The sequence below is a fragment of the Paenibacillus lutrae genome (assembly GCF_009757775.1).
GTDB classification, from domain to species: Bacteria; Bacillota; Bacilli; order Paenibacillales; family NBRC-103111; genus Paenibacillus_F; species Paenibacillus_F lutrae.
Map to the genome: position 1 here is coordinate 98533 of NZ_RHLK01000013.1, position 12298 is coordinate 110830.

7 protein-coding genes are annotated in these 12298 nt (G+C 50.7%); 4 read left to right on the plus strand and 3 right to left on the minus strand.

Annotation, left to right across the window (positions count from 1 at the left end; all coding sequences use genetic code 11):
* Positions 1-63 precede the first annotated feature (63 nt).
* Positions 64-1518 (plus strand): S41 family peptidase, encoded by a 1455-nt coding sequence (locus EDM21_RS18940; protein WP_166542090.1) that lies wholly within the window; start codon positions 64-66, stop codon positions 1516-1518.
* A gap of 180 nt (positions 1519-1698) precedes the next feature.
* On the plus strand, positions 1699-2982 hold the full coding sequence (locus EDM21_RS18945) for a PDZ domain-containing protein (RefSeq protein ID WP_157338016.1): 1284 nt from the start codon (positions 1699-1701) through the stop codon (positions 2980-2982).
* Positions 2983-3131: 149 nt separating this feature from the next.
* Here the strand turns inward: EDM21_RS18945 and EDM21_RS18950 are convergent, their stop codons facing one another.
* Both EDM21_RS18950 and EDM21_RS18955 read right to left on the minus strand, forming a co-directional pair.
* Entirely contained in the window at positions 3132-3956 is an 825-nt protein-coding gene (locus EDM21_RS18950) for a flagellar motor protein MotB (protein ID WP_157338017.1), read from the minus strand.
* Positions 3940-4740 (minus strand): flagellar motor protein, encoded by an 801-nt coding sequence (locus EDM21_RS18955; RefSeq protein WP_068777478.1) that lies wholly within the window; start codon positions 4738-4740, stop codon positions 3940-3942. The genes EDM21_RS18950 and EDM21_RS18955 overlap by 17 nt, the downstream gene beginning before the upstream one ends.
* A 270-nt stretch (positions 4741-5010) precedes the next feature.
* Between EDM21_RS18955 and uvrB the strand changes: the two genes are divergently transcribed.
* Together uvrB and uvrA are read left to right on the plus strand one after the other, a co-directional pair.
* Positions 5011-7008 carry an excinuclease ABC subunit UvrB gene (gene uvrB, locus EDM21_RS18960; protein ID WP_157338018.1) on the plus strand — a complete coding sequence of 666 codons (1998 nt, stop codon included), beginning with the start codon at positions 5011-5013 and terminating at the stop codon, positions 7006-7008.
* Between the two features lie 448 nt (positions 7009-7456).
* Positions 7457-10348 (plus strand): excinuclease ABC subunit UvrA, encoded by a 2892-nt coding sequence (gene uvrA / locus EDM21_RS18965; protein WP_166542091.1) that lies wholly within the window; start codon positions 7457-7459, stop codon positions 10346-10348.
* Positions 10349-10593: 245 nt separating this feature from the next.
* Here uvrA and EDM21_RS18970 read toward each other — a convergent pair whose 3' ends face one another.
* Positions 10594-12210, minus strand: coding sequence for a nitrite/sulfite reductase (locus EDM21_RS18970; protein ID WP_157338019.1), 1617 nt, complete (start codon positions 12208-12210; stop codon positions 10594-10596).
* Between the last annotated feature and the right edge of the window lie 88 nt (positions 12211-12298).

Genomic DNA, 12298 nt, shown 5'->3' on the forward strand with positions numbered 1-12298 from the left:
AGCTTGTCATATACTAGTAAGAGCAGCTCACAAGGGTGCAAGTACAAGGGTGGTGAAACGGCAGTGCGATTTAAAGGACGTTCAGTTATAGCATTCGTCTTGCTAGGTATGTTTGTAAGCAGCATTATGACACTGACGGTAGTCAGATCGAATCTGTTTCCAGGAGTGAGCAAATCCGTAGGAGTTGCCGCTCCTGGCGCTTCGTCCAGCCTCAGCAGTCAGGATGTCAGTAAAATTGCAAAGACTTATGAGCTTATCGAGAACAAGTATTTGAGTGATGTGGATCACGATAAAATCATGAACGGCGCCATCAACGGGATGCTTGAAGCGCTGGAAGATCCTTATACGGTCTATATGGACAAGGAAGAAGCCAAACAATTTACCGAGAATATTAATTCGTCGTTCCAGGGAATCGGAGCCGAGGTGACGGCAGAGGACGGCAGAATCAAGGTTGTATCGCCCATCAAAGGATCTCCGGCTGAGAAAGCAGGCATTATGGCTAATGATATTGTCGTGTCTGTGAACGGAGAAAAGCTGGACGGGCTGACAGTTAACCAGGCTGTTCTCAAAATCCGCGGTGAAAAAGGAACGCAGGCGAAACTGGAAATTTTGCGGCCGGGCTCTTCAGACCCGACTCAAGTTACCATCGTCCGTGCGGAAATCGACATTGAAACCGTGTTTGCCGAAATGCTGGAAGACGGAATAGGTAAAATCGAAGTCCGCCAGTTCTCCGCCAATACGGGAGATCATTTCAAGAAGGAACTGGAGAAGCTTGAATCCCAGGGCATGAAAGGTCTCATTATTGATGTCCGCAATGATCCCGGCGGTCTGCTAAATGTCGTGATTGATATGGTGGAGCCGTTCGTGCCTAAAGGCAAACCGATTGTGCAGATCGAGAACCGCGACGGCAAGAAGGAAGCGACCACCTCCAAGGGCGGTACGAAGAACTATCCGGTTGTCGTCTTGACGAATAAAGGAAGCGCAAGTGCTTCCGAGATTTTGGCAGGTGCTTTTAAAGAAGCGGTCGGCAGCAAAACGATCGGAGAGACCACCTTCGGTAAAGGTACCGTCCAGGAAACGTATGTCAAAGAAATGGGAGACGGCAGCAACATCAAAATGACCGTCTACAAGTGGCTCACACCGGATGGCAACTGGATTCACAAAAAAGGAATCGAGCCGGATATTAAGGTGGAGCAGCCCGCATTCTTCAAAGCTTCCATTCTATCCAAGAAGGACACTTTGAAGCCGGACAGCAACAATGATGATGTCAAGAACCTTCAGCTGATGCTGACTGGGATTGGGCATGCGCCTGATCGGACGGACGGCTACTACAGCGCCAAAACTGCTCAGGCGGTTAAAGCCTTCCAGACGAGCAAGGGCCTTACGGCAACAGGGGAAGTGGACATTGCGACAGCCAAGAAGCTGGAGACTGCGGTACTTGAAGCCATCAAGCTGCCTAAGAATGATAACCAGTTGAAAGCGGCTGTGAAAGAGCTGCAAACCCAGCTTTCCAAGTAAACAAAAAGACGGTAAGGGGAATCGCGCACAGATAAGCGCAGCCCTTACCGTCTTCTTCTTTTTGACAAATGGAGAGGTGCGGAAGGAAAAAGAACAGGCGGGTCGAATAGTATAGGGAGTGTCAAAATGAATTTTTATACCATATAGACATGTAAGATTCGAGCCTGCAAGGAGAGTGTTATGGACATTATTGCGGATGTTGCTGGTCGATTCTTGATGGCGTTCGGCCGCCTATGGCTGAACCCTTTTACTTATATCGGACTTCTGCTTGTTATTCTTCAATACCGGAAACAAATTCAATTTGAGCGTAAATTGTTCGCTACGAGTCTTCATTCACTGGTAGGTGAAACGTGGCGGACGTATTTGTGGGGCTGGGCGGCCGGACTGGCTGTCTCTGTCGCGATGCTGTTTATCGGCGTCAGTATTCAGCTGGAAACGGTGCTCCTGCTGTGGGTCCTGTCGATTCTGATGATTCTCATCCGGATCCGGTTCCTCTGTCTGGCTTACTCCGTCGGCCTGGTGGGGATTCTGCAGCCCTTGCTGAGCCTGGTGCCGCAGCAAGGAGAGGGAGGCTTCTGGAACGGCGTGCTGGCCGCGGTACGCGGTGCCGATGTTCCATCGCTGCTTGCGCTGGTAGCCATCCTGCATGCCGCAGAAGCGGTCCTGATCCGGGCGCAGGGATCACGGATGGCCAGCCCGATGTTCTACGAGGGCAAGCGCGGCAAGATTGTGGGCGGTTACCAGCTGCAGGGCTTCTGGCTCGCGCCGCTGTTCCTGGCGGTGCCGGTACAAGCAGGGGCGGCAGCCCTGCCCTGGACGCCGCTGTTTGCCGGAGACAGCCTCATGGCCGGCTGGACGTTCCTCGCCTTTCCGGCGATGATCGGCTTCAGCGAGCTGACGATGACGCGGCTGCCCCGCGAGAAGGTGAACCGCAGCTCCGGGCTGCTGCTCATCTACGCGCTCGTGCTCTTCCTGGCAGCGCTCCTTGCGCAGCTGTGGAGTCCGTTCACGATCGTGGCGGCCGTGCTGGGCATCGGGCTGCACGAAGCGGTCATGTGGTACGGACGCTGGGAAGAAGCCCAGCGCAGCCCGTACTACATTAACCAGCCCCGCGGGCTGAAGATTCTGGCCGTTGTGCCGGGCAGTCCGGCAGAAGAGCTGGGACTGAAGCCAGGCGAGCTGGTCCACAAGGTGAACGGCCTGCGGGTTCACAGCAAGTCCGAGCTTCATCAGGCGATACAGCTTAGCTCCGCTTACTGCAAGCTGGAGATTGCCGATCACGCAGGGGAGCTGCGGTTTCACAAACGTGCCGTGTTCGCCGGAGATCACTATCAGCTGGGCATCATTATATGTCCGGATCAGGATGCGGTCTTCTATGTAGAGACGAGGCAGCTGCCTTTGTTGACGTATTTGACACGCAAGCTGACCGGGCTGCTCAAAAAGGATTCAGAGGAAACCTTCTAACCGGTTTCTCACCCTATACAGACGAAAACCTCGGCTTCACCGACTGGTGAGGACCGAGGTTTCTTTTTGCTTCCGCAGAGGGAAGACATTTGAAATGCCGGATAAATCGCGCTTGCTGAAATCGGAAATCGTCTGTTAAGCAGTTGAATTTACTGCGCCGCTTGCACGGGCTGTGTTTGTTCGGTTTGTTGGGTCTTCGGGGTTGTGGACGGATCGGTTTGCAGCTCACGAAGAACAACAATTTCAACCCGCCGGTTCTTGGCCCGGTTTTCTTCGCTTGTATTGGGCAGTCTCGGCATCGTATCCGCATAAGCGGTAGCCATTAAATTACTGTCGCCTAATTTAGCAGTATTGGTGAAGTACCGAAGGACGGAAAGAGATCTCGCGGTAGATAATCCCCAGTTGTCTTTGTAGAAAGAACCTGCGGACATCGGGAGGTTATCCGTATGACCCTCAATGCTGACTTTATTGCTTATGGTTGGAACGAGTGAGGCAAGCTTCTCCAGAACAGGATAGGCAGCCGGCTTAAGCTCGGCTTTACCCAGGTCGAACAGGAACAAGTCGTTAAGTGTGATAGCGATACCTCTAGGTGTATCTGCTGCAGATACTTTGGCTTCGAGGTTGTTCTCGACAATGTACGCTTGAATGGCTTTGAGCATATCCTTGAGCTGCTGTTCTTTCTTCTCGGCCTCTTCAGCGGATGCATTCTTCTTAGGCTTGGTTCCATCGGTGCCTGTTGGCATGTTCGTTCCCGATATACCGCTGCCGTGAGGCAGGATCGATTCGGACTTCATAAACTCTGAATTAAGGGCTCTTGCCATTGCATCATACTTGCTTGTATCAACTTTGCTCATCGCGTACATGATGATAAAAAAAGCAAGCAGCAGTGTAATAAGGTCGGAATAAGTAATCAGCCAACGTTCACCAGCTCCATGCCCTTCCTCGTGGCCGCCTCTTCTACCCCTCTTCCGCAAGAACAGCACCCACCTCTCCGCTGTTTTTACTGTCGGCTTTCTTCTCGTGAATGAAAGAAGCGAGCTTTTTACGGATCAATTGAGGATTTTCACCTGCCTGCAGAGCAAGAATGCCTTCCAGCATGAGCTCCATTTCGGAAATTTGCTCTTTGCCGCGCAGTTTGATTTTATTGGCGATCGGGAGGTAAACAACGTTGGCAAGCATAACCCCGTACAGCGTCGCGGCGAAAGCTACTGCAATGGCCGGTGCCAGAGCTTCCGGATCGGTCAGGTTGCCGAGTACGTGAATCAGGCCGAGAACGGTACCGATAATCCCCATGGTGGGGGAATAGCCGCCCGCGGATTCGAACATTTTGGACATGCTGTCGTTCTTGTGCTCGATGGAATCCATCTCCAGCTCAAGAATTTGCCGGGTCAGCTCCGGATCCGTTCCGTCAACAACCATCATCAGGCCGTCTCTCAGAAAAGGATTGGGATGTTCGAGTGCTCTCTGCTCAAGTGCCAGAACACCTTCACGGCGTGCGATAGAAGCCATGTCGACAATCTCGTCGATCGTTGCAGAGGAGTCACGCTCTGTTTGTTTAAAAGCGACAGCAAGTGCTTTGGGGGCTTTCTTCAGTGTACTGGTAGGGAAACTGACGACTACCGCGCCGATTGTCCCGCCGACAACGATTAGTATGGCACTAGGTATGAATAGGGCTAGTAAGTGCCCGCCGTCCCACATGTACCCACCGATAAGTGAACCCAAGCCGATGATGAGTCCTAACAGTGTTGCTAAATCCACGATTGACCACCTCTAAATTTAAATAAGTTCATGATGCTGCCCGATGCGTCCGGAGACTGCCGAAAACGTCTAAATATTTGCAACCGGGATCTAAAAAGGGTATACTGGAAAGGGAACACATATTCTTATTTCCGGTTGCTTGCGTTTATCCGATGTGGCGTTTTGTATAAGTTCTATATCGGATTTACCGGGATAAAAGTTTATAGTGATTAAATTGGACGGATTTCCATAGATCGAACAATAAGACTACCTGACGGTGGGTGATGAATTTTGGATCAAATAGTCAAAAGTCAAAATAAATTCGAGCTTGTCTCGGATTTTTCTCCGCAAGGAGATCAGCCTCGCGCGATACAAGAGCTTGTGAAAGGGATACAGGCAGGGAGCAGACACCAGACGCTGCTGGGAGCGACCGGTACGGGTAAAACCTTCACGGCTGCCCAAGTTATTGCGCAGCTGAACCGCCCCACGCTTATCATCGCGCATAATAAGACACTTGCTGCACAGCTCTGCAGCGAGTTCCAGGAATTTTTTCCGAACAATGCGGTGTCTTACTTCGTCAGCTACTATGATTACTATCAGCCAGAGGCGTATATTGCGTCTTCGGACACCTATATAGAGAAAGACTCCAGCATCAATGAAGAGATCGATAAGCTGCGGCACTCCGCGACGAGCTCGCTGTTCGAACGCAGAGATGTCATTATCGTAGCAAGCGTCTCCTGTATTTATGGCTTGGGATCGCCGTCCGAATACGGCTCTTTGCTGCTTTCCTTGAGGACAGGGATGGAGAGATCGCGGAGCGAAATCCTCCACCGCCTTGTTGACATTCAGTATCAGCGGAACGATATGAATTTCGTCCGGGGTACGTTCCGGGTCCGCGGCGACGTGATCGAGATCTTCCCGGCTTCCCGCAGTGAACAGGCGGTCCGCGTCGAGCTTTTTGGCGATGAGATCGAGCGGATCACCGAGATCGACGTTTTGACGGGCGAGATCCTCGGAGAACGCGACCATATCGCAATTTTCCCGGCTTCTCACTTCGTAACCCATGAAGATACGATGAAGCGCGCGCTGGTAAACATTGAGCGAGAGCTTGAAGAACGTCTTGAGGTGCTCAAGGGTCAAGGGAAGCTGCTGGAAGCGCAGCGCCTGGAGCAGAGAACCCGCTACGACATCGAGATGATGGCGGAGATGGGTTTCTGTTCGGGCATTGAGAACTATTCAGGCCCGCTGACCTTCCGTGAGCCGGGAGCGACGCCGTACACGCTGATGGACTACTTCCCGGACGACATGCTGGTCATGGTGGATGAGTCTCACGTGACGCTGCCGCAGATTCGCGCCATGTACAACGGAGACCGCGCACGGAAGGAAGTTCTGGTCGATCACGGTTTCCGCCTTCCGTCCGCACTTGATAACCGTCCGCTTAAATTCGAAGAATTCGAGCAGAAGGTGAATCAGATTGTCTACATTTCGGCGACGCCGGGTCCTTATGAGCTTGAGCATTGTCCGGAGATGGTCCAGCAGATCATCCGTCCTACAGGTTTGCTTGATCCTCTAATTGAAGTTAGACCGACCAAAGGTCAAATTGATGATCTTATCGGAGAAATTCAGGAGCGTATAGCTCGGGATGAACGGGTACTCGTTACGACATTGACGAAGAAGATGTCAGAGGACTTAACCGACTATTTCAAAGAAATCGGGATCAAGGTCCGTTATTTGCATTCCGATATTAAGACGCTGGAACGGATGCAGATTCTTAGAGATCTCCGCCTGGGGACGTTCCATGTATTAGTCGGAATCAATCTCCTCCGGGAAGGATTAGATTTGCCGGAAGTGTCGCTGGTAGCTATTCTGGATGCGGATAAAGAAGGTTTCCTTAGATCCGAACGTTCTCTGATCCAGACTATGGGCCGTGCCGCCCGGAACTCGGACGGCCGTGTTATCATGTATGGTGATAAAGTAACGGATTCAATGGCCAAAGCAATCCAGGAGACAGAGCGTCGCCGTTCCATTCAAGAGGCTTATAATGTGAAGCATGGCATTACTCCGCAGACCATTGCGAAGAAGATTCGCGAAGTTATCGAGGCTACTAAAGTGGCTGAAGAGAAGACGGAGTATCTGGCTGGCGTTAAGACCGGCAAAATGTCCAAGAAAGACCGCACTTCCCTGATTCAGCGTCTTGAAGCCGAGATGAAGGATGCCGCGAAGAATCTGCAGTTTGAAAGAGCAGCTGAACTACGTGATGCACTTCTGGAGCTGAAAGCGGAAGGCTGAAGACAGGTGATTAGACTGAGGAAAGCAAACGATAGGCAGTTTGAGACTGGGTTTGCTTTTTTCGGTCTATCCTCAGTTAGAGCGGCAGACAGGCAGGAAACGGAATATAGTTTTCCTGCCTGTCTGCATGCTTAGAATGACTCGGGTAAGGACATAACTGGTAGAAGCAGGGTTTGAAAGAATGGCCGTATTTTGATAGACTTAGTAGTTGCAGCGAGTATATACTTTCATATATATTTAATTGTGCTATCCGAGTATGGATGTCTGGTGACTTTAATATAAATATAGGCTGTTCTATGGGCTTCATATAGAATAAGAGTATGGAATATAAACAATAAATTCAAGACATATAAGCTAGGACAATGATCGGCATGCAAAAGATAGTATCGGATTTGTCCGATGTCTTTTGGGACAAGCCGGTCCATGATAGAGAGGGTGGTACAATACTGTGGCCAGAGAAAATATCATCATTAAAGGGGCACGTGCCCACAATCTGAAAAATATTGATGTGACTATCCCGCGGGATAAATTCGTCGTTCTAACGGGATTAAGCGGATCAGGCAAGTCATCCCTGGCCTTTGATACGATTTATGCGGAGGGTCAGCGCCGCTATGTCGAGTCACTTTCCGCGTATGCCCGGCAGTTTCTGGGGCAGATGGATAAACCCGACCTGGATTCGATTGAAGGATTATCTCCGGCAATCTCTATCGATCAGAAGACCACAAGCCGCAATCCGCGCTCGACAGTGGGGACAGTCACGGAGATCTACGATTATTTGCGGCTCCTATTTGCGCGTATCGGCAAGCCGCACTGCCCGGTTCACGGCATTGAGATCACCTCGCAGACCGTAGAGCAAATGGTAGACCGTGTAATGGAATACCCCGAGCGCACGAAGCTGCAAATCCTTGCCCCTCTGGTTTCCGGGAGAAAAGGGGAACACACCAAGCTTCTCGCAGATATTCAGAAGCAGGGTTTCGTTCGGGTGCGTGTAAACGGCGAAACGATGGATCTCTCCGATAAGATTACACTGGAGAAGAACAAAAAGCACAGCATTGAGGTCGTAGTCGACCGCATTGTAATTAAAGAAGACGTTCAAACTCGACTGGCCGATTCGCTTGAGACTGCACTTAAGCTGTCTGAAGGGCGCATCATCGTAGATATTATCGGGCAGGAAGAGCTGCTGTTCAGCCAGAACCTGGCTTGTCCGGAATGCGGCTTCAGTATCGATGAATTGTCTCCGCGTATGTTCTCATTCAACAGCCCCTTCGGTGCCTGCAGCGAATGCGACGGGTTGGGGAGTCAGATGATTGTCGATCCCGACCTTCTTGTGAGCAATCCGGACAAAACGATCGAGCAAGGGGCTTTTGAAGCTTGGGCGGGAAGCACATCCACTTACTACCCGCAGTTTCTGGCGGCCGTATGCGCTCACTTTAAAATCCCGAGAGATGTTCCTGTATCTGAGCTTAGTGCAGAACAAATGAAGGTTATTCTGTACGGCACGGAGAATCAGCGTGTGCGTTTCCACTACAAGAATGAGTTCGGAACCGTCAAGGATGCGTACGTCCCATTTGAAGGAATTGTACGCAACTTGGAACGTCGCTATCGCGATACCTTCTCGGATGGAATTCGTGAGCATATCGAGGGATATATGAGCTCTAAGCCGTGCCCGAAATGCAAAGGACACCGCCTGAAGCCCGAGACACTGGCTGTCACTGTCGGCGGCAATAACATCGCTTACGCTACGGAGCTGTCGATCGGCGACGCTCAGAGCTGGTTTGAAGAGCTGGAGCCGGGACTCAGCGATAAGGAACGTACGATTGCACATTTGATTCTCAAGGAGATCAAAGCGCGCCTCGGTTTCCTGGTTAACGTAGGCTTGGATTATCTCACTCTGCACCGTGCAGCGGGAACGCTCTCGGGCGGCGAGGCTCAGCGGATTCGTTTGGCGACTCAGATCGGTTCTTCCCTTATGGGCGTTCTATATATCTTGGATGAGCCTAGTATCGGTCTGCACCAGCGCGACAATACACGTCTTATCCAGACTCTGGAGCATATGCGGAATCTGGGGAATACGCTGATTGTCGTTGAGCATGACGAAGATACAATGATGGCTTCCGATTATATCATCGATATAGGTCCGGGTGCCGGTATTCACGGCGGTCAAATTATCGCCCAGGGAACGCCTGAAGAGGTGATGAAGAACGAGAAGTCGCTGACAGGCCAGTATCTGAGCGGGAAGAAATTTATCCCCGTACCTGCCGAGCGCCGTAAACCCAATGGCAAATGGCTCGAAATTAAAGGAGCCAAAGAAAATAATCTCCGTAATGTTAACGTGAAGGTGCCGCTCGGCGTATTTACTTGCGTAACCGGAGTTTCCGGCTCGGGCAAGAGCACCTTAATCAATGAGATTTTATATAAAACGTTGGCTCGTGATCTTAACAAGGCGAAAGTCCGCCCAGGTAATTTTCGGGAAATAAAGGGCTTGGAGCATGTCGATAAAGTCATCGATATTGATCAGTCTCCAATCGGACGTACGCCGCGTTCCAACCCGGCTACGTATACGGGTGTTTTTGATGATATTCGGGACTTGTTTGCGTCTACGAACGAAGCTAAAGTTCGGGGATATAAGAAGGGCCGGTTCAGCTTTAATGTGAAAGGCGGCCGCTGTGAAGCTTGCAGAGGAGACGGCATTATCAAAATCGAGATGCATTTCCTTCCGGATGTCTATGTGCCTTGTGAGATATGCAAAGGCAAGCGGTATAACCGTGAAACGCTTGAGGTTCGTTATAAGAACAAAACGATATCGGATATTCTGGATATGACAATTGAAGACTCCTGTGAGTTTTTTGAGAATATTCCGCGTATTCATCGGAAGCTCTATACCTTGCTTGATGTCGGTTTAGGCTACATGAAGCTTGGGCAATCCGGTACTACTTTATCAGGCGGCGAAGCCCAGCGCGTCAAGCTGGCAGCCGAACTGTACCGCCGGAGTACGGGCAAGACTATCTATATTCTGGATGAGCCTACTACGGGTCTGCACATCCATGATATAGACCGCCTGCTGAAGGTGCTCCACCGTCTTGTAGAGAACGGAGATTCCGTTCTTGTAATTGAGCATAATCTGGACGTTATTAAGACGGCCGATCACCTGATAGATTTAGGCCCTGAGGGCGGAAGCAGGGGCGGCGAGATTGTGGCCAGCGGTACGCCAGAGGCTGTCGTCAAGGTTGAAGGTTCCTACACGGGACAGTACTTGAAGCCTGTTCTCGAACGCGACCGTAAACGTTCGGATAATCATTCTGAACGTGCCAAAGAAAGACTGCAAGATGCCGCTGGCTAACGGCGGAAAGATGACCGGTATAGAAAAGGGCATGTGCGTCGTTGACGCGCATGCCCTTTTCTTCTATGCAGCGTGATCATAGAATCATAATTCCTAATGGCGGCAATAACAGTACCCAAGTTGCCAAACGTTCTGACGAGATTACAAAAGATTGCTCCTGAGCTTACACATCCGCTGTTCTAATAACCCGTAACGAACAATAGCAGACAGAAGAATAAATCTTCTGCCTGCTATTGGTGATTTTATTAAGAAGCTACCGTAAGAAGCTGGGTAAGCTTTTCCTGGAAAGGGGCCGTGCCCACCCGTAGGTAAAATTGATGGAAGCTTTCACCGGCATTGCGGGTATCCTTATAGAAACGGATCAGCTCGGCAAGAACGGGGCCTACGTCATCGCTCTTCACGCGGCCTTTAAGTGCTTGGTTGAACTGTGCGCCGGGGCCGAGAATACCGCCGACCGCGATATCATATGCGCTGGTCATTCCTTCAGGCGTTCTGACAAGGGTGCCCTGAAGACCGATATCGGCAATCTGCTTCTGTCCGCAAGCATTAGGGCATCCAATGAAGTGAATGCGTACTTCCTCTTCCAATTCGACATGCTCATCCAAATACTCGGCTACACGGCGTGCAAATTCCTTGGTTTCCACCAGAGCCAGGTTGCAGAATTCATTGCCTGTGCAAGAGACAGTACGGCTCATGAAACGTTTGGGGAACGGTGTCAGACGTTGCAGAACGGACTCTTGGAGGACGTTCTCTACTTGATCATTAGGAATATCCGACAGAATGATATTCTGGGACATCGTGGTACGGATAGTACCCTTGCCGTATTGGTCTGCAATCCGGGCAAGTTCACGCAGTTCCTCCGAGTTAAGACGACCGACCGGAACGTTCAGGCCGACGTAGCTGTAGCCATCCTGTTTCTGGGGATGTACGCCATCGAAGTAAGCCGCAGTCCATCCCACTACCTTGTCATCACCGCCGGTAGGCATGGGTCCGATCAGCTCGATAAGTTTGTCGAGGAACTTCTCGGGACCCCAGTCTGCTACGAGAAATTTCAGACGCGCATGGGTACGTTTCTGGCGGTATCCGTAGTCACGGAAAATCACCGTAACACCTGTAGCGACTTTCAATACTTCCTCGGGGCGGACGAATAGATCCAACTGCTGAGCAAGATGAGGCTTAGCCGATAGGCCGCCGCCTACCCAAGCATGGAAGCCGAGCACTTCTTCGCCGTCAATGATCTTAGTAGCTGGTGTGAATCCCAGGCAGTTAATTTCCGCGTGTGCGGAATTATAAATATTGGTCGAAATCGACATTTTGTACTTCCGTGGAAGATTGGAGAAGTCTCTGTTCATCAGGAAGAAATCATTGACCTGATTGACCAGTTCGGTCGTGTCAAATAGTTCATCCGGGTCGATACCGGCTAACGGATTGCCCACAATTGTACGAGGGCAGTCGCCGCAAGCTTCGTAGGAATAGAGCCCGACTTGTTCTAGGCGCTGGAAGATGTCAGGCAAATTCTCCACACGAAGCCAGTGGAACTGGATAGCCTGACGAGTCGTAACATCCACGAGGTTCTTCCCGTAGTCTTCCGCAATACCGGCCATAGCCCGGGCCTGGTCCGTTGTCAGAACGCCGGAATTGATACGGACCCGCATCATAAAATGTCCGTCTTTAGGTTTCTGTTGATAGACGCCCGCCCATTTGAATAAATTCATATCATCTTCAGGAATGGAATCATAGCCTTCTAGAGCATACTTTTCTATAATGGTGCGAATGACATCAAGTCCGTCTTTTTGAAGCTTAACCAGTTCCATTTTGTTCAACTTCGATGTATCTTGTGCCCAAATAGGTGACGAAGTCATGCGTGAACCCCCTTATATTATAATTCCGAGCTGATTAGTGTGAATATCATAGTCTGATCCTACCATATTTCGTAAAGGGCGTAAATCG